A 25,605-nucleotide genomic window follows, 5' to 3' on the forward strand; every position below is an offset into this window, starting at 1 on the left:
TGGGCTGCGAGTTTACGATTCATCACACGAATCATCTCTTTAGTTCAGAAGTGCAAGTCGGTTAGATATGAAGGTGTCTACTTCACGTAGACGGATGTAGTGCTTGTGACTGCCTACTACTAACCTCGCTGACGTCCGGAAGGGCGGCAACATAATTCTTGTTAGTAGAACGGGCTCGTTTCCATCCAGAAATCGGCGGAATCGGGTGAGACGTTGAGTGGCATTTCGTCCCAGATTCTGGCCTCTGTTACCGGGCCCGAGCCATAGTTGAAGCATCGCCGGAACAGGCGCTGCGAGACCCAACAAACGGATCGGAAGCCATGACCGTCACCACAACGCCGGTGCAAACAAACCCTTCGCTGACGCTAGGTCGGCTGCCCGGTGATCGGCTCCGGCGCGGCTTCCTGCGCTAACCCCAACCACGACTGGTCAGCCCTCCTCTTGAGAGATTCGGCTGGCGGGACTCCAGGACCTCACAATGTCCCTGCATGCTTGCACTTACTGAGGGCAGCAATCCGACCTGCCCGTAGGAGGTTGCATACCCAAATCCCGGTATCCGGCAATCAAGAGGCCAGGTTCCCTTCGTGTTACTCGCAAGTTTCTGGCTGCGCTCACGCCGACGCTATACCTCGCTTCGGCGGAGCATCTGACCGGGAACCCAACATATTGTCCTAGTCATTTCACATAAGGCGCCCCCGCTATCGCCAAAAGGAGAACCATCATGAACAGCAGTGAACGTCGTCTCGCGACTGGCGTCCTAGTCATCGGTACGGGTGGCTCTGGCCTCCGCGCGGCAATCGAACTCGCCGAGGCCGGCGTCGATGTGATCGCTGTTGGAAAGCGGTCGCGTCTGGATGCGCATACATCATTAGCAGCTGGCGGTATCAACGCTGCCCTCGGAACTGAGGACCCTCTCGACTCTTGGCAGCAGCACGCCGCGGACACGATCAAAGAGAGCTACTTTCTGGCCAATCCACACACCGTGGAGGTCGTCACCAGCGGAGCGGAGGAAGGCATTCGAGATCTGGAAAGATACGGGATGTCATTCGCACGAACCGCGGATGGGCGCATCTCACAACGCTTCTTTGGAGCCCACACCTGGCGCCGCACCGCGTTCGCCGGAGACTATACCGGGCTGGAGATCCAACGTACACTCGTCTCCCGAGCTGAACAGCTAGAGGTACCCATCCTCGATGGCATCTACATCACCCGTCTTCTGGTTAACGACAACCGGGTGTTCGGGGCGTACGGCTTCGACATCAACGATGGTACGCGCTACCTCATCCATGCTGATGCGGTCATTCTCGCCGCGGGCGGCCACAACCGCATTTGGCGGCAAACAACTTCCCGTCGGGACGAAAACACCGGCGACTCGTTCCGTCTGGCCGTCGAGGCCGGCGCACGCCTGCGGGACGCTGAACTCGTGCAATTCCACCCCTCCGGGGTTCTGGAGCCGGAAAACGCGGCTGGCACGCTGATATCCGAAGCCGCACGCGGAGAGGGCGGCATACTGCGTAACGCACTTGGTGAACGCTTCATGGAACGCTACGACCCTGACCGAATGGAACTGTCCACCCGCGACCGCGTCGCCCTCGCCGCATATACCGAGATTCAGGAGGGCCGCGGAACTGAAAAGGGCGGAGTCTGGCTGGACGTATCGCATCTCCCCCGCGAAACCATCATGCAACGGCTTCCGCGGGTTTATCAGACGATGCTGGAGTTGCAGATGCTCGACATCACACGCGACCCAATCGAGATTGCCCCAACCGCTCACTATTCCATGGGTGGGGTCTGGGTGCGTCCCGAGGACCACGGCACGGACGTCGACGGACTGTACGCCATTGGTGAAGCGTCGAGTGGACTCCACGGAGCGAACCGGCTTGGCGGCAACTCACTCATCGAGCTCCTCGTCTACGGACGGATCGTGGGCCAGGCCGCGGCCCGCTACTCTGCCGGACTGACCAATCACCGGAGGTCTTCAGCGGCGATAACAGAAGCGCGTGCCGAAGTTGACGCCCTGCTCACCGCTGACGGCCGAGAGAACGTTCGAGTGCTCCAACGGGCGATCCGCAACACCATGACGAAGCATGCCGGCGTAGTCCGGGATGAGAAGGGCCTCAGGGCCGGCCTGGACGAGATCACACATATTGGCCAAAGGGTAGAGAACATAGGAATCCACCCCGACATCGCCGGCTTCCAAGACCTCGCCCATGCGTTCGACCTCAAGGCTTCCCTGATCGCGGCTCAAGCAACTTTGGAGTCTGCGCTGGAGCGGCGCGAAACTCGAGGCTGCCACAACCGTAGCGACTATCCGGACTTAGACCCGAAGCTCCAGGTCAACCTCGTCTGGTCCCCCACCACAGGTGTCGTCCGAGAAGACATACCCCCTGTGCCTGATGAAATCGCCAAACTCATTCAGGACGTTTCAACCAACGGGAAGCTCGTCGAGTAGGGGCTTGGTGAATCGCTGAAGTGAACTTGATGTTTTTGACGGCGCCCCGCCCGCCCCGTGCTTAGAGAAAGCGCAACTTAGACACCCAAACTGTTGGTGCTCAAGCGACCCCGCAACAGCCCCGCGCCTGCGAACCGTCGCTTGATCCTCCCGCAGCTGTGGTTCGTCGACGTGAGAAGGAGAATCTACATGTCCACCACTAGCAAGGCTCGCGCTCCGAAGAGCCCGGCCGCAAAAGTCACTGCCGACAGCAGTGCGCCGCCATCATCGGTTGGCCGATCGTCAGTCGGACCGCTATTGCCTGGTCCTCCGAATGAGCTGCTGCTCAGCTTCTATCGGCAAATGGTGTTGATACGACGTTTTGAAGAGCGTGCCGCCCGGGCATACACCGAGGCGAAGATCGGTGGCTACTGCCACTTGAACCTCGGGGAGGAGGCCACGGTTTCCGGCCTCATGGCCGCAATGCGGGCCGAGGACTACGTGTTTACAAATTACCGAGAGCACGGGTATGCCTTGGCGCGAGGCATTACGCCAGAGCGGGTTATGGCTGAGTTGTTTGGCCGCTCCGAGGGTGTGTCGAAGGGGTGGGGTGGATCAATGCATATGTTCGACATCGACTCCCGCTTCATGGGCGGGTACGGAATCGTCGGTGGCCAGGTACCGCTGGCGACCGGAGCGGCACTCGCGATCCACTACCGGGGCGGGTCCGAGGCCGTGGTGTGTTTGATGGGCGATGGGACGACGAATATTGGTGCATTTCATGAGTCCCTGAACATCGCCGCACTGTGGGACTTGCCAATCGTGTATGTGGTCGTCAACAACGGACTTGGTATGGGCACCACGGTGGAACAATCCTCTGCTGAACCAGAGCTGCACAAGCGTGCCGCGGCTTATCGAATGGCTTCCACCCGCGTTGACGGCAACGATCCAGTTGCCGTGCACGAGGCGGCCCAAGCGGCGCTGGCCAGCGCCCGGGAGGGCAAACCATTCCTGCTGGAAACTGTGTCAGGGAGAATGAAGGGGCACTCGGTAGTCGACCCTGCCCGCTACCGCAGCCGCGAAGAGGCGGAGGCATTGAAGGCTGCAGATCCCCTCGCGGCATACTCGGTACACCTGCAGCAGCGGGGGTTGCTGACCGATGACCTGATTGCACGAATCGACACCCAGGCTAGGGAGGCTGTCGCCGCTGCGGTCGAGTTTGCCGAGGCGAGCCCCCACCCGGACGTGGCGACACTGTTCGATTACACTTACGCCACCCCCGTGGCAAACGACTCCCGCCGCTTGCCAGGGGATGCCCTGTTCCCTGCGGCACCCCGACCGAACACGGATGGGTTCATGGAGGTGACGGCATGAGTGTTATCAGTTATCGGCAGGCCCTGCATGACGCGTTGCGTTCCGAACTTCTGCGCGATGAGAACGTGTTTCTGATGGGTGAGGAAATTGGTCTTTTCGAAGGCTCCTACAAGATCACCGCGGGGCTCCTAGCTGAGTTCGGCCCCAAACGGGTCCGTGATACGCCAATCGCGGAGGAGGGATTTACCGGCGCCGCGATCGGCGCTGCGATGTTGGGTCTGCGGCCTGTGGTGGAGATCATGACGATCAACTTTTCGCTGCTGGCTCTGGACCAGATCGTTAACCACGCCGCGAAAATCTACGGCATGTTCGGTGGGCAAGCTCGAGTCCCCCTTGTTATCCGCACCCCAGGTGGGGGTGGGCAGCAGCTTGGTGCCACGCATTCGCAGAACATTGAGCTCTACTATGCGTTTGTACCAGGGATGAAAGTTGTCGCACCCTCAAGCCCAAGGGATGCGAAGGCCCTCATGCTGGCCGCGATCCGCGACGATGACCCCGTGCTCGTCCTGGAAAACCTTGCCCTCTACAACACCACCGGTGAAGTGCCAGATGACATTGAACCTGCAGAGATCGGCAAGGCCGCCATTACCCGCGAAGGCAGCGACATCACCGTAGTCGCGTACTCGCGGATGGCGGTGGTCGCCCTCCAAGTCGCCGAACAACTCGCGCCCGAAGGGATCGAGGTCGAAGTCATTGACCTGCGTAGTCTCCGACCGCTGGACCGCGAAACGGTTATTTCCTCCGTCAAGAAGACCAACTGCGCCGTCGTGCTTGAAGACGACTGGCTCACATACGGAATCGGCGCCGAGATCGCAGCGACCATCAGTGACGGTGCCTTCGATTGGCTCGACGCACCCGTCCGCCGCGTAGCCATGGCTGAAGTACCGATGCCCTACGCCAAGTCCTTGGAAACCGCCGCGCTGCCCTCGGCAAACGACGCCAAGACCGCCATACGTGAAACCCTTGACGCCGTTTCCCGGCGTCGCTGAGAAGAGCAAATACCATGATCGATATCCTCATGCCACGCCTGTCCGACACCATGACCGAGGGCGCTATTGCTACTTGGCACAAGAAGCCCGGCGATTCTGTCGCGCCGGGTGATCTGCTCGTCGAGATCGAAACTGACAAGGCACTCATGGAGCAGGAGGCCTATGACACCGGAATCCTCGCCGAGATCCTCGTCCAAGAGGGCGAGAACGCCGCTATCGGCACTCCGATAGCGCGCCTCGATAACGGCGCCGGCGATAAAACGGTGAACGTATCCGCCGCGTCCGCACCGACGTTTGTGCCAGACGCGGAGGTCACGGCGGCGGCTCCCAATGTGGAGATGGCGGCACCTGCTCGGGCGGCAGTCGTAGCCGACGAACAACCCACACGTCCCGCAGCCACGCCGCTGGTCCGTCGGCTCGCGCGGGAACGCAGCATCGATTTGACCATAGTCGAAGGCACTGGACCCGGCGGCCGGATCGTCCGCGCCGATCTGGACGCCGTCGCTGGCACCCCCAACACCTCGTTCCAGGCCGAGAGGACGAACCCCGTTCCCGTCATGCCATCTGAAGAAGCAGTGCAGGTGAATACGACGGATACACGCGAACCGCACCCGGTGCCGTTCGATGCGATCCGTCAGGCTCTCGCTGCCCGACTGACCGAGAGCAGCACCACCACCCCCGCTTTTACGGCTACCGCCTCCGCCGATGTGGTGGAGCTGCTCTCACTGCGCGCACAAATCAACCAAGCCTCTGCTGAAACCGGGGTAAAGATCAGCGTCAATGACCTCCTTGTCCGCGCGGTCGCGCTTGCCCTTCGCGTCCACCCAGGACTCAACGCTTCGTACGCCGCCGACGGGCGGGGACAAACAATCATCCACGGGCGAGTCCACGTCGGCATCGCCGTTGCTTCACCGGCAGGTCTAGTCGTCCCCGTTATCCGAGATGCAGACAAGGCGGCTGTCAGCGCAATCTCAACGACAGCCCGTGACCTCGTCGCTAAAGCGACCGACAGGAAGCTTACAGCCGTGGAGATGAGCGATGGCACGTTCACCATTAGCAATCTCGGCATGTATGGCATCGAACACTTCACCGCGATCATCAACCCACCTCAAGGCGCCATCCTCGCAGTCGGCGCTGCACGCGACGAGTTGACCCTCGTCGACGATAGTGTCGTCGCACGCAAACGGCTTCGCTACACACTTACTGCAGACCATCGAATCATCGATGGTGCCCTCGCCGCACAGTTCCTCGCTACGCTCACGGAACTACTTCAGAACCCACTGCAGATCGTGGCTTGACCATACGCCGCTCTGGCGGGGTCCGTGGCGCGGCGCAGTCTTGCCGGACGGTCGCAGATTCCGGAATTCTGCAGCTGACCACCACGACGTCAGCGCAGATACCACTGCTGATGACGCAGGCGTTGATTGGCGGCAGCTCTGAATACGTTTGAATGAGCAGCCTCTGGATCGTTTCCGGGGGCTGCTCATTTTGTGCTGCCCGATTATGCCGTGGTTGTGGGGTCAAATCCTTTTCGATGTGGGCATTTCCGGGGTCCAGCTACCCCGATTCAGCTTGTCCTTTTGCCACTCCCGGAAACGAAATCTGCATGGCATGAATGCTTTCTGATGAGCAGAAAGTTCTATCTCTGCAGTCAGGTAAGTCGTAGGTTCGATGTAGCCGACATCACACTTCTGTCGGCCAGATCTTTCTCATTCGAGTCTCAGACGGACACGTGGATGTGCCCTCCCTGGGAAGCCCCCCACATGGAAAGTAGCAACAAGGCAATGACTACATTAACTACCGGTGACGTGGACAAGAAGATGTCGCCGCAAGGACGGAAGGCGATGTTCGGTGCGCAGGGTGGTCTGTTCGTGGACATGTTCGATGTCTACTTGCCGATCATCGTTATGGCACCGGCAGCCATCTATTTTCAGGCGACAGGCATCTCCGACTCCGCGAGCCGGATTCTGACTGCTGTTGTCTTTGTTGCGACGATGCTCGGACGGCCCCTGGGAGCACTCATTTTCGGTAACCTCAGCGACCGAACGGGGCGACGCCGGACAACCCTGATTTCCCTGATCGGGTTCGGGTTTACGACCCTGCTCATTGCCTCGCTACCCGGCAATGAGCAAATTGGAGTATGGGCGATTATTCTCCTGATCACTCTGCGCTTCGTAGATGGCGTCTTTCTCGGGGGCCAGTACACGGCGTCAGCTCCGCTTGCGCTGGAGACCAGCCCGCACCATAAGCGCGGCCTGATTGGCTCGTTCATCATGACCGGATTTCCCTTGGCCTACTGCGCTACCGGTCTCATCACCTTTGGTCTGCTCCAAATCATTCCCGCAGGCAGTTTGCACTCACCCTACGTTCAGTGGGGTTGGCGGCTTCCCTTCGTCCTTGGTGGCCTCATGGCGCTGGTCTTCGCATGGTGGTACGCCCGAAACGTCAAAGAATCAGCCGTTTGGGAAAAGACAGTCCGCACTGGCCCCTCCCCCATCGTGCAGCTGTTCAGAGGGTCCAACCTCCGCGGCTTCCTTCAAGTGTTCCTCCTCATGTCCGGAAACTACATGTCCTTCAACATGGTCGGCGCAGTACTTCCAGGAGTGCTAAAGCAATACGCGGGGCTGAAGGATACTGAAGTCACCATGGTGATGATCATCGCGTACGCCCTTCTGGCTCTCACCTATTTGGGTGCTGGCCTATTTAGTCAGCGTGCAGGAAGGCGACCGTTCTTCATGATCCAAGGTGTTATGACGGCGACAGTGGCCCCTGTTCTGTACTGGTTGGTGGCATCGAAGACAGTGACCGGCCTTCCGGCTGTCGGGCTCGTAACCGTTGCCTTGATCCTTGTTGTCGTTACGACATGGGGAGTAGTCACTACGTACATCATTGAACGCTTCCACACCGGTGTACGCTCTAGCGGCTACGGCCTGGGCTACTCCCTGGCCGTTGTTATCCCCTCGTTCTACGCCTTCTACCAAGCCGGACTGACCAGCTTCATGCCCTTTGAGTACACGCCGCTTGTGCTGCTGGTTTTGGGCGGGATCCTGCTGTTTGTTGGGGCGGCAATTGGACCGGAGACCAAGGACGTAGACCTTGCCTCGGGTGCAGAAGTCAAGGCTGTTGACGGAGATGCACTCGCTGGCTCCCTTGTCGGTGTTCCATACGCCCACGACAAGAATGATTCAGAAAAAAAGGGAAAGTAAGACAATGGCTCTGATCACTGATGACATGCGAGACATCATCGCCAGCGCGATGCTCTCGTACGCAGCAACTACTTGTCCTGATGGGACACCCAACCTGTCGCCGAAGGGTTCCGTACGCGCCTACGACGACGAGCACCTGATCTTCATGGACATCGCGTCCCCCAACACGATCGCCAACCTGAAGGCGAACCCAAGCATCGAAATCAACTCCGTGGACGTTTTCAAGCGCCGTGGATACCGGTTCAAGGGCACGGCGGAACTGCTGCAGCCCGGGCATGCCGCCTATGAATGGTTGAACTCATGGCTTCTCGACCTCAACGGTCCCGGATACCCTGCACACCAGGCCGTGCTCGTGCACGTTGACAGGGTGTTGCCCATCGATTCGCCGGCATATACCTTCGGCGGCGCTGAAGAAAAAGAACTTTCCGACACTTGGTTCAGCCGTTATGAGGCAGTACATAATGCCCGCGCAGGGCAGGGCTCCGTGGGAGAAATTCAATGAACGATCTTCCCACCACGATGCGGGCGGCCTTCATTCGTGAACCAGGCCCCGCCGAAGCCATCGAGATCGGCATACTCCCAATCCCCGACCTTCGGCCTGCTGCGCTTCACCTTCCCTGCACAACAGAACAGGACAGTAACCAATGTCTGTCATGACTTCCACCAACGTAGGTAAAGAACATGGCGAGTTATACAAGACGGCTATCATGCAGTCGAAACAGGCCGAGGCTGCCGCCCAAGAGGCAGGCCTGTCGACGTTGCTGATCGAGCTGGTAAAGATCAGGACATCACAGATCAACGGCTGCACCTACTGCATGCGTCTTCACACTGGAGATGCCATTAAATACGGCGAATCCATCGACCGCCTTGCGGTACTCTCTGCCTGGCGGGAGACCTCGTATTTCAACGAACAGGAACAGGCCGCGCTCAGCCTCAGCGAGTACGTCACTGGCATCCCGAACGCCCACGCGAACAAGAGCCTCTATGAGGAGGCTACAGCAGTACTCACGCCTCAGCAACTGTCCGCCATCACCTGGATGACGATCAGCGTCAACACCCTGAACCGAGTCGCCATCACCAGTTCCTACCCCGTAAAGCCAAAAGAATAACCGCAGCAGACAGGCCGGTAGGACCAAGCAAACAGCAGGAGGGCCGGTTTCCGGTCCTCCTGCTGCTGTTTCCGGCACCGGTTTCAACCAACGTCGCATTCACGAGATCCGGAGCCACCCAAGGATTCTGATATCCAGAAACTCCTAGCACTTGAATTGTCTGCGGCCGTATCTTTGAGGCAGTCGTCGGGGCGGCAATTGGACCGGAGACCAAGGACGTAGACCTTGCCTCGGGTGCAGAAGTCAAGGCTGTTGACGGAGATGCACTCGCTGGCTCCCTTGTCGGTGTTCCATACGCCCACGACAAGAATGATTCAGAAAAAAAGGGAAAGTAAGACAATGGCTCTGATCACTGATGACATGCGAGACATCATCGCCAGCGCGATGCTCTCGTACGCAGCAACTACTTGTCCTGATGGGACACCCAACCTGTCGCCGAAGGGTTCCGTACGCGCCTACGACGACGAGCACCTGATCTTCATGGACATCGCGTCCCCCAACACGATCGCCAACCTGAAGGCGAACCCAAGCATCGAAATCAACTCCGTGGACGTTTTCAAGCGCCGTGGATACCGGTTCAAGGGCACGGCGGAACTGCTGCAGCCCGGGCATGCCGCCTATGAATGGTTGAACTCATGGCTTCTCGACCTCAACGGTCCCGGATACCCTGCACACCAGGCCGTGCTCGTGCACGTTGACAGGGTGTTGCCCATCGATTCGCCGGCATATACCTTCGGCGGCGCTGAAGAAAAAGAACTTTCCGACACTTGGTTCAGCCGTTATGAGGCAGTACATAATGCCCGCGCAGGGCAGGGCTCCGTGGGAGAAATTCAATGAACGATCTTCCCACCACGATGCGGGCGGCCTTCATTCGTGAACCAGGCCCCGCCGAAGCCATCGAGATCGGCATACTCCCAATCCCCGACCTTGGACCCACCGACATTTTGGTGAAGAACATTGCGATGGCAGTCAACCACGTGGATACGTTCGTTCGTTCCGGTGCCTACAAGACCCACACGCCGTTTCCATTCATCGTAGGACGTGATCTGGTTGGGACGGTCGCTGCAACTGGGCCAGGTGTAACAACGTTCCAGCCCGGCGACTCGGTCTGGTGCAACAGCTTGGGGCACGACGGTCGTCAGGGATCGTTCGCCGAATACGCCGTAGTCGCCTCCGATCGTCTCTACAATCTCCCTGAAACGGTCAATCCACTCGACGCTGTCGGAATACTTCACACAGCAGCTACCGCGCATATTGGGTTGTTTCGCGAGGCGAAAATCAAACCAGGGGAAACCATTTTTGTCGCAGGAGCAGCGGGAGGAGTAGGTAGCGCTGTGGTCCAAATGGCCGCCGCTGCAGGTGCGCGAGTGATTGCCTCCGCTTCCGACCGGGACGTCCAGTGGTGCCTGAGCTGTGGAGCAGACGAAGTTATCGACTATCGCGATCCGCAACTATGGAAGCGGATCGCCGACGCAGCACCTCAAGGCGTGGACATCTGGTGGGACAACTCCGGTCATCATGAGTTCGACCTGCTCTTCCCACTGCTTAGTAAGGGCGCCCGCGTTATCGTGATGGCAGGCCTTGGGGCCAAGCCGGTATTGCCTGTCGGCGGTCTCTATACCCGAGACGCGAGCCTCCACGGATTCGTCATCAGTAACGCGTCGACCAGCGAGCTGGCCGACGCGGCAACCATGATAAATCACCTATTGCAAAGCAAGCGGCTGGCTAGTCGCGTCGGAGTAACTTTGCCACTCAACGAGACCGTTCAAGCGCATCGGAAGATGGAAAATCATGCGCCTGGCGGCCGGATCGTAGTAATCCCTTGACGGTCTCTGACCGGGCACTAGTGTTCCTGGAGATTCACCCTAGCGACCCCCGGGTTGAGCTTGAGATAGCACCTCTACTTCGATCCCTCCGCCCGGAGCTTACGCCGGAGAGGGCAAGAGCATTTCTGCGCGAGGCACATACCGAGGGATACGTCCTCACTATCGCCACCGACGCAGACAACAGGTGCTGTGGATTGGCGGGCCATCGTGTATTGACGACCAGCCGCGGAAGGATCCTTTTTCTTGAGGATTTGGCTGTGGCTGCGGACATGCGGGAGGCGGGGATTGGTGGCAAAATCATGCACTACCTCGAGCGGAGGGCTGAGCTCGCCGGCTGCGACAGACTCGAACTCGACACAGGAATCGGCAACCACGTGGCTCAGCGCTTCTATCGAAAAAATCAGCTGGAGTGGGCTGCGTTGCATTTTTCAAAGAATATTGAAACCGAAGCGATTTGAGTGCTCATGAGGTCTGAAATCAACGAACACTATTGCTGACAAGGAAAGCTCGCCGGCCTTCAACGGCGGGCTTTCCTCGCAGCGGTCGTGCAGACCATTGCTTAGTGATTGCCAAGCGTTATCAAATTTGTCTTATAGGGCGTGGTATCGGGTGTTCTACCCATGCAGAGGAAAACAACCAGATGAGTGATACATGGTTCACCGTGGAGGACAACAACGGGAGGATATTCTCCGTGGACGAGGTAAGGGTCTCTTTCAGGAAAGATCCGCAAGTCGGAAGGGTGTGGACCATGTCGCATCTCCAGTTGGCCGACCTCCAAAAGGCAATCGAGGCCTACCAAGCGATGAACTGAGTAGGGACCGCCGCCAGGTCTGGAAAGCTCGATGGCTACTTCTAGGCGGAAAAGGACCCTCACACCGGAACGGGCTGCCGAAATGGTCCAGCGCGCCGGCAACGGAATTCCGAAAGCCGTCCTTGCCCGGGATTACGGAATCAGCCGGGAGACCGTGTACCAGTACCTTCGCCACGCCAAGCTTTGCTGAAGCACTCCCCTGCCGACGCCGTCCTTGTGCCGTAACCCCGTGACCGTAGCTTGACGAAAGATCAATTATCGGCGTTCGGTCTGGCCGTGAGTGGACGCGGGAATCGCTTACAGGTCTGTGGTTGGGCAGCGTTAATTCCGACGCTACGCAGAAGTGGCATCAGTCGGGACGACGACATCTGCCCGGGCACACGCCACGTCTTCGTGTCCGGCGGCGGAGGCCCCCGTACAGTCTCCAATCCGTTTCCTCTCCGGGCGGGCAACGGCAGTCGGTGGTCACGGTGCTTCCGCCCCGGGAACTGAGGTCACGTGCCGGATGTTCAGCTTGCATAGCAGGGCCTGGATCATGGCAGCCTCCGATTCAAATCGCAGCGCTCTGTACTCCAATGATGGCCTTCGCCCCCTCCCGGGGGAACTGGCATTTTGTCAGGTGGGGGCGTGCCGCATCACGACGACCTGATCGAGTGATCTGGTGCCATCACCAGCGTTCTCTTTCGGTCGATGGGGCAATCTGTTGTCTAGACGACATAGGGCGAAGTCGAAAGGATGGACTCGTCAGGAGAAGCCAGTCCTGACGATTTCCTCGGGAAGGCAGGAACCAGGGAGTGGAGAAATTGGAATCCACTAGGGGCTCAGGCCGAGGCCCGGACGTGGTTCCTCGGCGTGATTGGGACGAACAGCTCGATCACTATGTTCGCTTCGTTAGGGAGCACAACAGGGTTCCTTCCCAATACGCCGAAGACCCGGGCGAGCGAATGCTGACTTTCTGGCTCAGGCATCAGAAGGCCAGCTTGCGGAACGGGCTACTCCTGCCGGAAAGGTTCGAAAAGTTGGAAAGGCAGCTGCCCGGCTGGAGCTCGCCCTACCGGGTACATCCCAGCTGGGATCAGATGCTGGCCCTTGTGGTTCAATTCAAAACCGATCATGGTAGGTGGCCGTCGAGCACGTCTGCCGACGACGCCGAACGTAGCTTGGCTAATTGGCTGTACCGACAAGCTGCAACCAGGACGGCCAGCCGGGACCGCCAGCATGCGGAACGCATGGCCACGCTGAACAACGTGTTGCCGGGCTGGCGCCGGCGCCCCTCCGGTCACGCCGAACGGTGGAAGAGCCGGTTGGAACAAATCCTGGAACACGTGCGGACGTACGGCAGGCTTCCAACCATGGGGTCAACCACCTCACCTGAGGAATACGCGCTGGGCAAGTGGCTATCAATTCAGCGGTACGCCCTGAAGAAGGGCACACTTTACCCGGAACGCCTGACGAAGTTGGATGAGCTGCTGCCGGGGTGGAGGCCAGCGGCTGCCCCCTAGACAGAGGCTCCCCCCAGCAGGGAGTCGATCAGCCGCTGGCTTCCAGAAGAAGCTCGTCCAGTGCAAAGCCGAGAGCTTCTGTATCAAACCAGGTAGCCGACAACGCGTCATGAATGATGGCGTCGAACTCAAAGGGGTGACAGCGTCCTCCGTTGTTCCAGTACAGGATCCAGACATCGATCAGAGCCACGGATTTCCCCTGGAGCAGAATTCTGGCTGTCAGTCGCAAGTCCCTCATGACCAATCCTTGCTTCTGCTACCCGCGTCCGGCAAGACCAGCAAAAGCGCCGATATCGAAACCGGAATCAGCATCCTCTGTCGCTCATGCAGGCCATTTTTTCAGGCACTCCAAGCAAGGACTGGCCACAGTCCTTGCTCTTGTCGATAGCGAGCAGTTAAAGGAGTATCTCGCAATGGCGGTGTTCTACCTGCTGGGGAGGGTTCCTTCCAGCCTTCGCGGGGCTGGCTCTCTGGTCTCAGGAACTCTTCAGGAGCCAGCCCTGCCTGCAGCGCCGTGACGTTGGCAGAGTCAGGGGGAGTCGGTAGTGCGCCGCCGCCAACGCAGCGTAGCGCCTTTAGACGGCGCATTATTCCGGACTTTGGGGCATACAGCGCAGTGCACATGCGCGAAAGTTCTACTGACAAGTAACTGATGTGCCGCGTACCTTTGGCGAAGACGGACATGCAGGGCCCCGTATCACCGTGATTGCGTCCTTTGCATCCGATAGACCGTCCGGATGGCAGCCCAACGACGTGCTGTCATTCTGACGATAAGCACCAAGACCAGCGGCAGCGGCCGTCCGGGAGGAGACTCATTTCAGGAATGTTCGAACTCTTCAATGACGAAGACTCGAACTTCAGGTTCAGAATCAAAGGTCCTGATGGTGCAGTGATGGCCACCTCCCGCGCTTTCCCCGACAAAGTGTCTGCCGTGGCAGGGATTCGGGACACACGCGAGTCGGCGGAATGGGCCCCGTCACTGACATGTGCCTGCCACGGGTGGCTGATGCGGTCGCTGAGCGGGTGGGCCCGTTAGCCGGGGAACCCGACTCCGGTCCTGAATGTGCCAGCCACCGGTCTGGGTCGTCTGCACCTCCCAGACGGATATCCCGGACCGTGTCGGCAGCCTGACGGTGCACCGAGAACCGCTGCACGCAAAACGAGGCGATGAGAATCCTGGCCGCCTCCAGCACCCGGAACCAATAGCTCCGCGACTTCGCCCTCAGAGATAGACGAAATATCAACCATCAGCTATTAGAATCCGGAAGTGGAAGTAGCTGCGAGCGCTCAGTACCTGCCCCAGCGAGTCCGAGTAGCCATCCGCCGCGCTAGAACCTGTGCTTGCCCAGTGATCAGGTCTAGATACGTAGCAGGGATTCCAAGGCTTCCAGCCGGCGAGCTGACCTCAAGTCCGCTCAGATTGCGGTTGCGTTGGCAACTGAAAGTGCCCGTCCAAAATGTTGGACGGGCACTAAACCCGGGGATTTGACCTAGCTACCCAGTACGTCCCGGGCCAGCTGTAACAGCTGCGGGCGGGGCAATGGAAAACCTGGGCCGATCTCGCTTCGGATCCTGATTTCGAGCTCGTCTGCGAGCTGGTCCTCAGTGAGGCCCTGGTTCCTGTTCCGAAGGTCGTGCATCGCCTTGGCGCTGGCCAACGTGAACGTGCGGACAAACGCCGCCCGCTCGTCGTGGTCTGGAATCAGGTTTTCCAAGCTCACCTCGTGGCTCTACTTCTTCTCTTCGACGGTGATAGTCCAGGAACCGAAGTTGGCTGCCTTCACGTCCAGGTAGTAGTTGCCTGCTCCCTTGTGGATCGCGGTCTCGCCGGCTTCGTCCTTCTGAAGCATCTTGATGGGGATTCCACCATCCTTAGTGATGTCCACGCCTTCCTTCTCCAGGTAGATGGCACCGACGGCCATTGACTGGCCATTCATCTGCTGGGCACCAGTGAAGGAGTAAACGAGACGTGTGCTCTTGCCGGATAGCGCGAACGCCTGGCTTGCCATGTCACTTGATCCGGTCAGCTCCGCTACCTTGGTCCAGGTTGCCTCCGCTGCGGGTGCGGCCGGTTCAGCAGCTGCAGGGGCCGCGGGAGCTGCCACCACGGGGGCCGCGGCGTCATTTGCGGGAGCTGTGGCCGGTGCAGCGCCGCCACGTGCGGCGTTGATGATGATGCTCAGGACGATGAAGGCAGCCGTAACGATGAAGGCAATCTTCTTGTGCTTGTCGTAGCCCTCCAGAGGGAGGCCTTGCTTGTCCCGGGCCTTGTTGGTGAGGATCAGGATGAGGTCGATAAGTGCCCAGATACCGAAGCCGCCGATGGTGACGAGCTTGAGGATGCCTGTGCCGATTTTGCCGAGGTAGAAACGGTCAACGCCGAGGACGCCGAGCAGAAGGGCCAGCAGCCATGTGGTGAGGAATGACTTGGAGCTCACCTGGGGCGGGCCATATGTCTGGGCCGGAGGATACGGGGCGAGGTGGGGGTTGTGGCTCATGAGAGTCCTTTCAGAGGACACCCGGCCGCGGAGCGATGCGAAGCGTGCGGAGTGGGTGCGGTGATGGACGTCCATTGAGGGAACCCGGGCACGTTTGCTTGGCAAGCGGTTATACGGACAGAGCAGCGGCGTGCGAACACCACATGATCACTTCCCCCAATAGCGTCACGGGTTTGTTGCCCGTGTTTCGGATGCTACACCCGGGATGCGACGAGGAACATTTTTCGCCCGAAGATTACCGCTGACGGCTGCTCTTTCTAGGTGCTGTGGTCCCCCGGACATGAGCCTGTCCAGCTTTTCCTCGACTTTGTCGACCTTGAATTCGGGGCCGGACATTTCCGTGCAGGGCTGCGCTTTACCTCGTCTGTGATGTCGCTGCGGGTCAGCCCGTGCCAGGGTCCCGCTTATCTCGGTCAGGGCCCTTACTCACGTGGTTTTCGACGATCTGCGTATCCTTTGATCGACGCCCGCGTGAGTGAAGGAGATTGAGCTCGCCGTGAAACGCTCTGGTCTCGCCCACCACCACGCGCGGAATCTTGAAGTGGATGATGGTTCCGGCAGCTCCTCTGGCGCCCGGCAGCCCGAAGCGCGGACATCCCGCCGTGGCCGTGGCCGATTGGGTCCCCGTGCTGGACGCGCCGGTAGTGGCCGTTGGCAATCACTCCCCCATTAGGGGCCCAAAGCAGCGCCGATCTGGATCCCGCCCTCTCGGAGCCTTTTCTGTGCGGCGTCATGGGCAAGCTTTGAAAACTGGATCTGTGTGGCTCGTTGGGGTTCGGGTATTGATGCAGTCTGAAATGGCATGCCTTCCCTCTGCCGGTTCACCAGGCTCAGTCTGCTGAAGAAGCGCTACCGGCCTAATTCGCGGTGAGGGCAGCGATGATGACGGTTGCGGTTAGGACTGCCAGGACGGCCAGTATGAGGTAGCCGAGCCATTTCGGTCGTTGTCGATGAGGGTTTATGTCGATGTATGGCATCGTCTATTGCTCCCGGTTTGAGAGTGCGGCGTTTTTTCGCTTTGTCCGCCGTATCAGGATCAGGTGGGCGGTAAAAGCGAGGACAAGTGATGATCCGAGGAAGACCAGCAGGCCGGTCAGATAGTGGACAAAGTCCAAGAAAGGCGCCTTTCATAGGCCATTTTCGCTGATCCTAGCGCGACGAGGAGTAGATTACACAGTCAAGCTCAAAGTATGCCGTTAGGATCCTCAAGACTTAATCAAGCTTTTCCGCCTGTTCCTTGTACCTTAGTGGTGGGTTTGAATACCGGCTGGCGCTGGGCCAGTGCGGAGTCAACCAAAACGGGGGGGCCGTGGGCGACCTGGGTGTGGCTGTAATCATTGAAGATGACCTGGATCTGCGCAATCTCGTGGAGGGGGTCTTCCTTCAATCCGGCTTTATCGTGCATACGGCCGAGGACGGCCGACATGGTGTGGAGGTGGTGCGGGACAAGCGGCCCGATGTGGTGACCCTGGATGTCGGGCTGCCTGATATTGACGGCTTCGAGGTGCTGCGAAGGATTCGCCGGTTCAGCAACGCGTATGTCGTGATGCTGACGGGAAGGACCGAGGAACCTGATCTGCTGGCCGCTCTTCAGGGCGGGGCGGATGACTACATCACCAAGCCGTTCCGGCCCCGGGAAATGCGGGCACGTGTCGCGGCGATGATGCGCAGGCCAAGGAACACAAACGTTGAACCCGAGGAAGACCCGCAGCCGCTGCCGCCCGCGCCCCTGGCTGTTACCGGCGGCCCGGTCCTCGACCATGACGGGTTGAGGTTGAACCCCAGGACCCGTATCGCCACGCTGGGAGGGGCACCGCTGCAGTTGACGCGGAGCGAATTCGACCTTCTGCACGAGCTGCTCCGCGCTTCCGGTGCCGTCCTGTCACGCGCTGACCTCATTCGCGCGGTCCGGGGGAACAATTACCCCGAGGATGCTTATATCAGCGACTCCGATGAGCGCGCGGTCGAGGTGCATATCGGTAATCTTCGCCGGAAGCTCCGGGACGATCCCGAATCGCCGCGGTGGCTGCAAACGGTTCGCGGCGCCGGCTATCGGCTGGCCGCCCGCCGGCTTCCGGACGCGCCGGACTGACCCCGTCTAGGTTGTGACAAGTTCTATCCGCGGTGCTGGAGATACTGTGCCTGAAGTTCTTCCACGGTGGCTCGCCCGTGAACTGAAATCAGCTCCCGGACCGATCCTCCGCTGAGGTCGCCCCCACGAACCGCGGACTCCAAGGCCTGCGCCAGGCCTGCCAGGCGCCGCGCCCCCACCATGGTGGAAGAGACCTTCAGGCTGATGGCCGCATCCAGCGCTGCGGCACGGTCCTCATGTGCAAGTGATGCCATGAGGCGGCGCTCCCGCTGTTCCCACAGCCCCACGTAGTCCTTCGCGAAATTCGTGGCCAGGTCCGGCTGTCCGAGCTGGTGTTCGAGATCCTGCAGCACCACTGGATCCACCAGCGGCACATTAGAGCTGCCGTCGGATGGCACGGCCGAAGCGGGTGTCTGCGGTTCGCTTGTCGCCGCTGTTGATTTTTCACCGCCTGACGGTGTCTGTGGTGATGCTGAAATGACCATGTTTTGAGGCTACGTCCCTTCATGATTCCAATGCCCTGTCTTCGGCGGATCCTGCGCAAACCTTGGCGCCGCCTTGATCGGGCCCGGCCGGGAGTGCGAGCACTGGCTGAGCCGCCCGTTTGCGGGGAGGTCCGTGGGCCTGCCCGTTGTTTTCCCAGTTTTCTTTGGGCATTGCCGCTGTTTCCCTTGATTCTCCCTAGCTTTCCAAGGGTTCCCCGAAGTTAATCCAAGGAACGGATTTTTATGGTTTTGCCGCTGTTAGCTTCGAGATGTCGATGTGATGCGGACGGAGTTTCGGTCCGTGTCCGTTGGCAGCGGCATCCAGTTGTACCTGGGGGTTGCAACCGCCGCGGAGCCCGCTCAGGGGCTGCCGGGCTTCCTACCTGAAAGAGAAACCATGCGCACTTCTGCAAAGATCGTCACCGCCCTGTCCGTCACCGGCCTGGCCCTCGCCGCCGGCTCCGCCTTCACCGGCGCCGGCCTCGTCAACGCCGCCGGATCAAGCCAGTTCGTCGGCGGTACCGTGACCCAGAGCGTTACCGGCGCGACCCTGACCAACCTGGAATATGGCTTCACCAACGCCACGAACTCGGACGCCGTCAACAAGGTCACCCTGACCTTCGCACCAGGCGCCACAGGCAAGGCCGTCAACATTTCCCTGGCCGGTGGCACCCCCGCCGACTTTACCTGCACCGACATCGACGTCGACGGACTCTCCATCTGTGACCCCACCGTTCCGGGAACGAGCCAGAGCGGCGTTACCAACGCGTCTGTCACCGTCACGGACGCCGTCTAACAATGAGCGTGTGAGTGGCCGGTCCGCCGGGGTGCCGGCCACTCACCCTTTTCTCTTCGAGCCATGTCCGTCCGTTCCCGAGAGGGGTTCGCCTTGCCACAGCGGCTGACGCACCGCCTCCGCGCCGTCGTCCTTGCTGTCATCGCGATTCTGGGAGCGTGCGTTGGGGTTGTTCTGGCCAGCGGCCAGGCCGGTATCGTCATCACCCATGGCGTCAGCATGAACCCGCTCTACCACCAGGGCGATCTTGTCATCATCGCCCGTGCCTCCTCCTATGCGGTCGGCGATATCGCCGCGTATAACCTTCCGGGCCGGGACGAGGTGGCGCTGCACCGCATTATCGGTGGCAGCGACGGGGCTTTCGTCTTCAAAGGCGACAACAACCAGTCCGTTGACCCCATCACCCCCCGCGCCGCTGATCTCGTGGGACGGGCGCTCGTCCATGTCCCCCAGGGCGGGCTGTGGTTGGGAACCCTGACCAGTCCCCCGGTCTTGGGCCTGCTGGCTTTCGCGCTGCTGGCCGGCGGGAGCGCGGCAACGACAAGGCGCCGCCGTAAACGAAGGAGAGCATCCATGTCCCGCCACATCAGTACGCGTCCCTCCACCCGGCAGGGCCTGGTCGGCCTGCCGCCCTCGCTGCGGATTTCCACGGCACTTGCCGTGGTCTTCGGCGTCGCCGGGGTTACCCTCGGTGCTTTGGCGTGGTCCGGTCCGTTGGAGGAAACGGCCGCCTCACAGGTCAAGAGCGGCACGCGGATGGACTTCTCCTACACCGCGGACGTCGGGCAAAGCGCGGCCTACGACGGGACCACGGCCAAATCACCGGACCCGGTCTTCCGGAAACTCGCCAAGACTGTCGATGTCGGTTTCAGCTATCACGGCGAGCCCGGAACGATGACCGTGACAGCGGAGTTGTCCACCCCGGGAGGCTGGCATTCCACGCTTCCCCTTACCGGCCCGGTGGATTTTGAGAGCAACGACTGCGAGGGCACGGCGCGGCTGGACCTGGCAAGCCTGGATGCCAAAGCCCAGGCCGCGTCAGCGGTCACAGGTCTTCCGGCCGGACCTGTTTCCGTCGCCCTGACCCCGGCCGTTCGGACCGCGGAGGGCGTGGAATTCCGGCCTGAACTCAAACTCGAGCTCACACCCCTGCAGCTCACCCTCGCCGGTGGGCCGGGCACCTTGTCTGTCACTGATTCGGCCACCCATCAGCACACCGCCATGGTGCCCCGCATGATCGGTATCAACGGGTTGTCGGTGACTGCGGCCGCTACCCGTATCATCTCGTCAGTGTTCCTGCTCGCTGCCCTGGCCACCGGAATCATCATCATCGTTTTCGCCGGCCGCTCCACCCTCGGGGACGAGGCGGCGGTGATCCGCCGCCGCTACGCAGCGTTGCTGGTGCGGGTCCACCCGATGCCGGCGCCCCAAGGCAGGCCCGTCATCGATGTCACGACGTTCCCGACCCTGGCCAAACTGGCCGAACGCTACGGCCTGCTCGTCCTTCACTGGTCCCGCAGCGGTGTGGAAACCTTCGTGGTCCAGGACGAGAACATCACCTACCGTTACCGGGCAGGGTCAGAGCCTGCCCCCGCCGAACCCCAGCCCCAACCGGCCGACACACAGGCATAACCGGACATGTCCAGGCAGGCGTCACACCGCGGCCTTCTAACAGCCGGTCCAGTACCGGCCCCTGACGACCGCAACACTTCCCTGCTGCCGGGAGGGTAATCGGACGGCCAGGGGGCCGGTTGGGGGTGCGCGTATTCATCGGCAGCCGCCTTCTGCTGTGTGTGCTCGCCGCGCAGGCAGCCTTCGTCCTTGCCCTCACTGCATGGCTGCATTTCCTGGCTCCCCGCGTCCAGGAGCCGGCCGTCCTGACCGGCGTGCTCGCTTCCTTCGCCGCAGGCATGATCCTTGTGGCCGGCTGGACCCCATACCGCGGCGTGCGGGGGCACAGTGAGGAACGGAACCGGAACAACATCACTTCAAGCCTGATGGACACGGTGCTGGACACCAGCCAGGAATGGCTCTGGGCGGTGGACGGTGCCGGAACCTTCACTTTCTCCAGCAGTGCCAGCACCACCTTGCTCGGTTACGAACCCCGCGAATTGGTGGGCAGGCCTTTCAGCCAGCATCACGGGCGATCACTTGTCCAAGGCCCGAGAGGCAGTCAACGTGGCCTTGAACGCCGCTCAGGGCTGGACAGCTGTCACTGTCTGCTGCAGGCACCGGGACGGCAGCCCGGTCCTCATGGAGATGTCCGGCAGGTCGTACCCGGCGTTGGACGGGACCGGCCGGCGATTTGAAGGGACCAACCGCCTGCTGCCTTCCCAGGTCACGGAAACCCAGGTGGAACAGCGGGTGCGGGAACACATCCGCAGCACCGTCAAAGACGGACTGATCCTCACCGCGTTCCAGCCCATCCATGACCTGTCCGGCGGGGCCATCGGCGGGATCTCCGGCATTTCATCAAGGCGCCTGCGGACATTGGAGAGGATGAAGGGTCGGATATAAGCGGTCACAGCATGCGAGGTAAGGGGTATCCACAACTCCGACCCCTCCCCTGCGCCCAGGGCGCAGGCGAGGGCATGGGAGGCCTCGGAAAGGTCGCTGGCGTGGCTGGTGAGCTCGGTCAATAATCTCGTATCTGGTGTATCGGGCAGGACGGCCAGGGGCTGACGGGAGATTGTCACGGCGATTAGTGCTCCTCTTCATTGAATTGGCACCCTGGCGTCATCGCCACTGTTGCGCCGGCTTGCGTAGGTGCCGCTAAGCCACGCGGGGACGAGTTCTGAGGGAATGGGTTTGCTCCAGAGGTAACCCTGCGCCCGGGTGACGCCCATCCGTCGGAGTTCATTGAGCTGGGCGAGGGTTTCAACGCCTTCGGCGATGACGTCGAGTTTGAGGCTTTTCGCCATCCCCACGACGAGTTCGATGACGGTGCCGCTGTGGGGATCGTCGCCGAGTTCCTGGATGAAGATGCGGTCAATTTTCAACGTCCGGGCGGAAAGCCACTTCAGATAGCTCAGCGAGGAGTAGCCGGTGCCGAAGTCGTCGATGGAGAGGCCAACGCGCAGACGGGAAAGACGCTGCAGGGTTTCCCTGGGCAGGTCCGGTTCGTCCATGAGCACTGTTTCTGTCACTTCCAGATGTACCGCTGCCGGATCTATCCCGGAGGCCAGGATCGCTGCCTCCACGATGTCCGGGAAATCCTTGGCCACCAGCTGACGCCCGGAGATGTTCACGGCCGCCGCAAGCTCCTCCGCTCCCTCCACCTGGTCACGCCACTGCTGGATCTGGCGCAGGGTTTCCTGAAGGACCCAGGCTCCAATCGGAACAATCAGGCCGGTTTCCTCGGCGACAGGGATGAACGTCTCCGGGGGAATGACCCCATGATCCGGGTGGTTCCACCGCAGGAGCGCCTCGAACCCCAGCGGGGTCTCCGTGGTCAGGTCGATGATGGGCTGGTAATGCAGGCACATCTCCTCCCTGTCGAGGGCCAGGCGCAGGTCTGATTCCAGGTCCAACCGGCCGCTGGCCCGTCGGGTCATCCTGGAGTGGTAGACCACCGATGCGTCCCCGCCGGCCGATTTTGCCCGGTACATCGCGGTGTCCGCGCCGCCGAGTATCGACTCTGCTGTGTCCTCGGGTCCGGCCAAGGCGATGCCGACACTGACGTTGAGGAAAATCTGCCGCTCTTCGACCTCGAACGGTGCCCTGATGCATGCACGGATCCGCCCGGCGAGGACCTTAGCTGCCCACATGCCCATGTTCTCGCAGACGATGATGAATTCATCGCCGCCGAAGCGGCCCACGGTGTCACCGGGCCTGACGGCGTTCGTCAGGCGTTCACTCAGGAGCATCAGGATTCTGTCCCCGCCACTATGGCCCATGCCGTCATTGACCAGTTTGAACCGGTCGATGTCAACGAACATCACCGCGGGCCGGGAACTATGGTCCAGGAAACCCTGCAGTACCTCGGTGATCCGGTACCTGTTGGGCAGACCTGTCAGGGCGTCGTGGCGGGCCTGCCACTCCAGGACCTGCTCGGCGTTCTTGTGCTCTGTATTGTCCAGCACCGTGTCCAGGAACTGCAGGGGTTTCCCGTCAGGACCATCCACGCTTCGAATTCTCGAATGCAGCCACCGCTGCCCGCCATCGAGCCGGATGAGCCGGTATTCGATGTCTTCGAAACCCGAACCGGCATACAAGCTCCGCCACACCTGCCGGACCCGGTCCCTGTCCTCAGGGTGGGTCCGCTCCAGCATCCATTCCCACGATAAAGACTCCCCGGCCCCCAAGCCTACGATGCGGGCGAACTCCTCTGAGTGCCACGTCGCCTCTGTGGTGGCCGAGTATTCAAGGCTGCCCACATGTGCCATCTCCTGGGCTGCCAGCAGGCGGCGGCGTTCCGCGGCCGCTTCTGACCGCAGCCGTTTGATTTCGGTGATGTCCCTGGCGATTCCGGACGCTCCGGCCAGCTTCCCGTCCTGCCCGTAGACCGGGGACACCGTCAGTTCCACATCGATGAAGGATCCGTCCTTAGGCCGCCACCGTGCTTCCAGGCCGGGGACGAAGGCGCCGCTGCGGATCCGCTCAGCGACGCGCTCGTTGGCGTCCTCGGGCGGACTGGTCGTGAAAAGGTCAGGGTTTCGGCCGATGGCCTCTGCCGCGCTCCAGCCGAGCATCCTGACCGCGCCTGCGTTCCAGCTGGTGATCTTTCCATCCATGTCAGCGCCGATTATCGCATCCCCGGAGGACTCCACCATCGCCGAGAGCCTGCGCAGAACCGCCTCAGTATGTTCCGGTCGGTAATGTCCTTCGAAATGGCCACGATGTCCACCGGCGCGGTGTGGCGGGCCCTGATCGGGCTGATCGTCCCATGGACCGGGAACTCCCTCCCGGCCCGGGCCCGCACCCAGAATTCGCCCGACCAGTCCTTGCCGCCGGCGACCCTCTCGGCGATCTCCTCCCCCGTCGGCCCGGGCCCGACTGTCTGGAACTGACCGACGACACCCAGATCAACAGGCGTCTTCCCCAGAACCTCGGAGGCGGAAAAACCATACAAACGCTCCGAGGCACGGTTCCAGTAAGTGATCCGCCAACGGTTGTCCATGCCGATCACAGACTGGCCGATTTCATCGAGCAGCAGCGACTGCGTCAGCAGGTCATCCTGTTGTTCCCACGCCATTTGATCCCCCGAGATGTCCTCGATCAGGCCTGCCCAGTGTTTCAGTTGCTGAAGTATATGATGGGCCTGGTTTCCCCGGATTCCACTGCCAGTTCCAGCCAATTATTGGTGGAGGAGCACGCTGGGCTGCTGCTATGGCTCAACGGTGACCCCGACGGCCGGTTGGATCACCCATGACGACCAGTCCAGCGGATGCACGGACGGCCGTCCCATCAGATAGCCCTGGCCTGCAGTCAGGCCGGCCTCGATGACCGCTGCAAGCTCGGTTTCTGTTTCGATGCCTTCGGCTGCCAGGACCGCTCCAACTTCCCGGGCCAGAGCTATCACGGCCGGCTCATCCGGCTCTGGTCCTTCCAGGATCCCATTGATGAATGTTCGGTCGAGTTTGATGATGTCCGGGCGGAGGCTAAGAATTCGGTCGACCGGGGTGAAGCCCGGGCCGGAACCGTCGACGGCTACCCGCAATCCCCTTCGGCGGAGCGGTTTCAGCGACCGGGTAACCCTGCCCCATTGTTTGTCATCTGTTTGGCCCCGGAGTTCAACGACAATCCTGTCCATCGCCAGCCCGGAGTTCTTTAGCAGGTCCTGGGTAAGGCTCTCCGTCAATGTCGTGGGGGTCAGGTTGAATGCGACGAAGAGATGGGAAGGGACCATCCCCGCCGCGGACACGGCGCACTGCAGTGCGGCTATCTCCAGCTCGATGCCAAGACCTGCAATCTCCGCTTCCCGGAACCAGGTGTCAGCGTCGGCGCCGTCGCTGCTGACAAAGCGGGTAAGGGCTTCGACCCCGGCGACTCCTCCTTCCGGCAATTTGTAGATTGGCTGGAACGCCGTAAGCAACAGCCTGCTGCCCAGGACGGACTTGATCCTCTTCGTCATTCCACTGTCCTGAGCGCCCTGATCAACAGGGCGACCTGCAGGGGCAATCCGTGCACTGTCAGGAAGAGGCCGCTGCCCGGTGCTGTGCTTCCGCGTCCGATCAGATGCTCAAGCAACGCCCGCTCGGGGTTATCCGGATGCGAGGCCAGAAGCGTCCGCAGCTGGCTTCTGGCCCATTCTGAATCGGGCTCAGGGTCGGAGAGGACATCATTGATCAGCTCCATCACCTGGGACCTCAGAGAAGTACCCTCCGCCGCCTGCGGCGGAGAATCAGGTCCCCCCAGACCCGGTGTGTCCTCTGCGCCGGTGACCGCTGGGAGAGAAAACTCATCCCTAGACATCGGCTATTCCTTTTTTGACTGGAAGTGCCGGCTGAGCCCGGCACCTTGGCTTTACCGCGATTCTCCCCAATA

At 60.7% G+C, this 25,605-nt stretch carries 26 protein-coding genes and 1 pseudogene; 19 read left to right on the plus strand and 8 right to left on the minus strand.

The window, feature by feature from the left end:
* Positions 1 to 721 precede the first annotated feature (721 nt).
* The 13 genes and pseudogenes from QF038_RS20775 (at position 722) to QF038_RS20835 (ending at position 13,248) form a co-directional block, all read left to right on the plus strand.
* A complete protein-coding gene (locus QF038_RS20775; RefSeq protein WP_307612895.1) occupies positions 722 to 2,452 on the plus strand; it encodes an L-aspartate oxidase in 1,731 nt (576 codons plus the stop codon).
* A 189-nt stretch (positions 2,453 to 2,641) separates the two neighbouring features.
* Entirely contained in the window at positions 2,642 to 3,805 is a 1,164-nt protein-coding gene (gene pdhA / locus QF038_RS20780; protein ID WP_307612897.1) for a pyruvate dehydrogenase (acetyl-transferring) E1 component subunit alpha, read from the plus strand.
* On the plus strand, positions 3,802 to 4,794 hold the full coding sequence (locus tag QF038_RS20785) for an alpha-ketoacid dehydrogenase subunit beta (protein WP_307612900.1): 993 nt from the start codon (positions 3,802 to 3,804) through the stop codon (positions 4,792 to 4,794). The genes pdhA and QF038_RS20785 overlap by 4 nt, the downstream gene beginning before the upstream one ends.
* A 14-nt stretch (positions 4,795 to 4,808) precedes the next feature.
* The gene (locus QF038_RS20790; protein ID WP_307612902.1) at positions 4,809 to 6,092 is read left to right on the plus strand and encodes a dihydrolipoamide acetyltransferase family protein; all 1,284 of its coding nucleotides are present in this window, start codon (positions 4,809 to 4,811) and stop codon (positions 6,090 to 6,092) included.
* Between the two features lie 486 nt (positions 6,093 to 6,578).
* Complete coding sequence (locus QF038_RS20795) at positions 6,579 to 8,000, plus strand: MFS transporter (RefSeq protein WP_307612904.1); 1,422 nt, start codon at positions 6,579 to 6,581, stop codon at positions 7,998 to 8,000.
* A gap of 4 nt (positions 8,001 to 8,004) precedes the next feature.
* On the plus strand, positions 8,005 to 8,502 hold the full coding sequence (locus QF038_RS20800) for a pyridoxamine 5'-phosphate oxidase family protein (protein WP_307612907.1): 498 nt from the start codon (positions 8,005 to 8,007) through the stop codon (positions 8,500 to 8,502).
* Between the two features lie 151 nt (positions 8,503 to 8,653).
* The gene (locus QF038_RS20805) at positions 8,654 to 9,109 is read left to right on the plus strand and encodes a carboxymuconolactone decarboxylase family protein (RefSeq protein ID WP_307612909.1); all 456 of its coding nucleotides are present in this window, start codon (positions 8,654 to 8,656) and stop codon (positions 9,107 to 9,109) included.
* Positions 9,110 to 9,448: 339 nt separating this feature from the next.
* On the plus strand, positions 9,449 to 9,946 hold the full coding sequence (locus QF038_RS20810) for a pyridoxamine 5'-phosphate oxidase family protein (protein WP_307612907.1): 498 nt from the start codon (positions 9,449 to 9,451) through the stop codon (positions 9,944 to 9,946).
* Complete coding sequence (locus QF038_RS20815; protein ID WP_307612911.1) at positions 9,943 to 10,935, plus strand: NADPH:quinone reductase; 993 nt, start codon at positions 9,943 to 9,945, stop codon at positions 10,933 to 10,935. The genes QF038_RS20810 and QF038_RS20815 overlap by 4 nt, the downstream gene beginning before the upstream one ends.
* Before the next feature lie 20 nt (positions 10,936 to 10,955).
* Positions 10,956 to 11,393, plus strand: coding sequence for a GNAT family N-acetyltransferase (locus tag QF038_RS20820; RefSeq protein ID WP_307613550.1), 438 nt, complete (start codon positions 10,956 to 10,958; stop codon positions 11,391 to 11,393).
* Between the two features lie 182 nt (positions 11,394 to 11,575).
* The gene (locus QF038_RS20825; protein ID WP_307612913.1) at positions 11,576 to 11,746 is read left to right on the plus strand and encodes a hypothetical protein; all 171 of its coding nucleotides are present in this window, start codon (positions 11,576 to 11,578) and stop codon (positions 11,744 to 11,746) included.
* Between the two features lie 46 nt (positions 11,747 to 11,792).
* Positions 11,793 to 11,936: pseudogene (locus QF038_RS20830) on the plus strand (helix-turn-helix domain-containing protein); the annotation flags it as partial.
* A 604-nt stretch (positions 11,937 to 12,540) separates the two neighbouring features.
* The gene (locus tag QF038_RS20835) at positions 12,541 to 13,248 is read left to right on the plus strand and encodes a helicase associated domain-containing protein (protein ID WP_307612915.1); all 708 of its coding nucleotides are present in this window, start codon (positions 12,541 to 12,543) and stop codon (positions 13,246 to 13,248) included.
* Between the two features lie 28 nt (positions 13,249 to 13,276).
* Here QF038_RS20835 and QF038_RS20840 read toward each other — a convergent pair whose 3' ends face one another.
* Entirely contained in the window at positions 13,277 to 13,438 is a 162-nt protein-coding gene (locus QF038_RS20840) for a hypothetical protein (protein WP_307612916.1), read from the minus strand.
* A gap of 633 nt (positions 13,439 to 14,071) precedes the next feature.
* Here QF038_RS20840 and QF038_RS20845 point away from each other — a divergent pair.
* Entirely contained in the window at positions 14,072 to 14,284 is a 213-nt protein-coding gene (locus tag QF038_RS20845; protein ID WP_307612918.1) for a DUF1508 domain-containing protein, read from the plus strand.
* 454 nt (positions 14,285 to 14,738) lie between these two features.
* On the opposite strand, the gene QF038_RS20850 is transcribed toward QF038_RS20845, so the two are convergent.
* Both QF038_RS20850 and QF038_RS20855 read right to left on the minus strand, forming a co-directional pair.
* A complete protein-coding gene (locus tag QF038_RS20850) occupies positions 14,739 to 14,969 on the minus strand; it encodes a hypothetical protein (protein ID WP_307612920.1) in 231 nt (76 codons plus the stop codon).
* Between the two features lie 9 nt (positions 14,970 to 14,978).
* Positions 14,979 to 15,746 (minus strand): TM2 domain-containing protein, encoded by a 768-nt coding sequence (locus QF038_RS20855; protein ID WP_307612922.1) that lies wholly within the window; start codon positions 15,744 to 15,746, stop codon positions 14,979 to 14,981.
* Between the two features lie 1,309 nt (positions 15,747 to 17,055).
* On the opposite strand from QF038_RS20855, the gene QF038_RS20860 reads away from it, so the two are divergent.
* A complete protein-coding gene (locus tag QF038_RS20860) occupies positions 17,056 to 17,838 on the plus strand; it encodes a response regulator transcription factor (protein ID WP_307612924.1) in 783 nt (260 codons plus the stop codon).
* Positions 17,839 to 17,861: 23 nt separating this feature from the next.
* Here the strand turns inward: QF038_RS20860 and QF038_RS20865 are convergent, their stop codons facing one another.
* The gene (locus tag QF038_RS20865; RefSeq protein WP_307612926.1) at positions 17,862 to 18,323 is read right to left on the minus strand and encodes an Hpt domain-containing protein; all 462 of its coding nucleotides are present in this window, start codon (positions 18,321 to 18,323) and stop codon (positions 17,862 to 17,864) included.
* Between the two features lie 397 nt (positions 18,324 to 18,720).
* On the opposite strand from QF038_RS20865, the gene QF038_RS20870 reads away from it, so the two are divergent.
* The 4 genes from QF038_RS20870 to QF038_RS20885 all read left to right on the plus strand — a co-directional run bounded on the left by QF038_RS20870 (position 18,721) and on the right by QF038_RS20885 (position 21,636).
* Complete coding sequence (locus QF038_RS20870) at positions 18,721 to 19,119, plus strand: hypothetical protein (protein WP_307612928.1); 399 nt, start codon at positions 18,721 to 18,723, stop codon at positions 19,117 to 19,119.
* A 93-nt stretch (positions 19,120 to 19,212) separates the two neighbouring features.
* Positions 19,213 to 20,751 carry a signal peptidase I gene (locus tag QF038_RS20875; RefSeq protein ID WP_307612930.1) on the plus strand — a complete coding sequence of 513 codons (1,539 nt, stop codon included), beginning with the start codon at positions 19,213 to 19,215 and terminating at the stop codon, positions 20,749 to 20,751.
* Between the two features lie 125 nt (positions 20,752 to 20,876).
* Positions 20,877 to 21,428 (plus strand): PAS domain-containing protein, encoded by a 552-nt coding sequence (locus QF038_RS20880; protein ID WP_307612933.1) that lies wholly within the window; start codon positions 20,877 to 20,879, stop codon positions 21,426 to 21,428.
* Between the two features lie 43 nt (positions 21,429 to 21,471).
* Positions 21,472 to 21,636 (plus strand): hypothetical protein, encoded by a 165-nt coding sequence (locus tag QF038_RS20885; RefSeq protein ID WP_307612934.1) that lies wholly within the window; start codon positions 21,472 to 21,474, stop codon positions 21,634 to 21,636.
* Between the two features lie 197 nt (positions 21,637 to 21,833).
* Here QF038_RS20885 and QF038_RS20890 read toward each other — a convergent pair whose 3' ends face one another.
* From QF038_RS20890 to QF038_RS20905, 4 genes are all read right to left on the minus strand, one after another.
* A complete protein-coding gene (locus tag QF038_RS20890; protein WP_307612936.1) occupies positions 21,834 to 23,891 on the minus strand; it encodes a bifunctional diguanylate cyclase/phosphodiesterase in 2,058 nt (685 codons plus the stop codon).
* Positions 23,864 to 24,313 carry a PAS domain S-box protein gene (locus tag QF038_RS20895; protein ID WP_307612939.1) on the minus strand — a complete coding sequence of 150 codons (450 nt, stop codon included), beginning with the start codon at positions 24,311 to 24,313 and terminating at the stop codon, positions 23,864 to 23,866. The genes QF038_RS20890 and QF038_RS20895 overlap by 28 nt, the downstream gene beginning before the upstream one ends.
* Positions 24,314 to 24,445: 132 nt before the next feature.
* Complete coding sequence (locus tag QF038_RS20900; RefSeq protein ID WP_307612941.1) at positions 24,446 to 25,192, minus strand: EAL domain-containing protein; 747 nt, start codon at positions 25,190 to 25,192, stop codon at positions 24,446 to 24,448.
* A complete protein-coding gene (locus QF038_RS20905; protein WP_307612944.1) occupies positions 25,189 to 25,533 on the minus strand; it encodes a hypothetical protein in 345 nt (114 codons plus the stop codon). The genes QF038_RS20900 and QF038_RS20905 overlap by 4 nt, the downstream gene beginning before the upstream one ends.
* Between the last annotated feature and the right edge of the window lie 72 nt (positions 25,534 to 25,605).

Origin of the sequence: Pseudarthrobacter sp. W1I19 (assembly GCF_030817835.1) — a bacterium.
GTDB lineage: Bacteria > Actinomycetota > Actinomycetes > Actinomycetales > Micrococcaceae > Arthrobacter.

Bases quoted from the DNA above. Each gene is read 5' to 3' on its own strand.
- QF038_RS20775 (WP_307612895.1), top strand. From the start codon at position 722: ATGAACAGCAGTGAACGTCGTCTCGCGACTGGCGTCCTAGTCATCGGT.
- pdhA (WP_307612897.1), top strand. From the start codon at position 2,642: ATGTCCACCACTAGCAAGGCTCGCGCTCCGAAGAGCCCGGCCGCAAAA.
- QF038_RS20785 (WP_307612900.1), top strand. From the start codon at position 3,802: ATGAGTGTTATCAGTTATCGGCAGGCCCTGCATGACGCGTTGCGTTCC.
- QF038_RS20790 (WP_307612902.1), top strand. From the start codon at position 4,809: ATGATCGATATCCTCATGCCACGCCTGTCCGACACCATGACCGAGGGC.
- QF038_RS20795 (WP_307612904.1), top strand. From the start codon at position 6,579: ATGACTACATTAACTACCGGTGACGTGGACAAGAAGATGTCGCCGCAA.
- QF038_RS20800 (WP_307612907.1), top strand. From the start codon at position 8,005: ATGGCTCTGATCACTGATGACATGCGAGACATCATCGCCAGCGCGATG.
- QF038_RS20805 (WP_307612909.1), top strand. From the start codon at position 8,654: ATGACTTCCACCAACGTAGGTAAAGAACATGGCGAGTTATACAAGACG.
- QF038_RS20810 (WP_307612907.1), top strand. From the start codon at position 9,449: ATGGCTCTGATCACTGATGACATGCGAGACATCATCGCCAGCGCGATG.
- QF038_RS20815 (WP_307612911.1), top strand. From the start codon at position 9,943: ATGAACGATCTTCCCACCACGATGCGGGCGGCCTTCATTCGTGAACCA.
- QF038_RS20825 (WP_307612913.1), top strand. From the start codon at position 11,576: ATGAGTGATACATGGTTCACCGTGGAGGACAACAACGGGAGGATATTC.
- QF038_RS20845 (WP_307612918.1), top strand. From the start codon at position 14,072: ATGTTCGAACTCTTCAATGACGAAGACTCGAACTTCAGGTTCAGAATC.
- QF038_RS20855 (WP_307612922.1), bottom strand. From the start codon at position 15,746: ATGAGCCACAACCCCCACCTCGCCCCGTATCCTCCGGCCCAGACATAT.
- QF038_RS20865 (WP_307612926.1), bottom strand. From the start codon at position 18,323: ATGGTCATTTCAGCATCACCACAGACACCGTCAGGCGGTGAAAAATCA.
- QF038_RS20870 (WP_307612928.1), top strand. From the start codon at position 18,721: ATGCGCACTTCTGCAAAGATCGTCACCGCCCTGTCCGTCACCGGCCTG.
- QF038_RS20890 (WP_307612936.1), bottom strand. From the start codon at position 23,891: ATGGTGGAGTCCTCCGGGGATGCGATAATCGGCGCTGACATGGATGGA.
- QF038_RS20895 (WP_307612939.1), bottom strand. From the start codon at position 24,313: ATGGCGTGGGAACAACAGGATGACCTGCTGACGCAGTCGCTGCTGCTC.
- QF038_RS20900 (WP_307612941.1), bottom strand. From the start codon at position 25,192: ATGACGAAGAGGATCAAGTCCGTCCTGGGCAGCAGGCTGTTGCTTACG.
- QF038_RS20905 (WP_307612944.1), bottom strand. From the start codon at position 25,533: ATGTCTAGGGATGAGTTTTCTCTCCCAGCGGTCACCGGCGCAGAGGAC.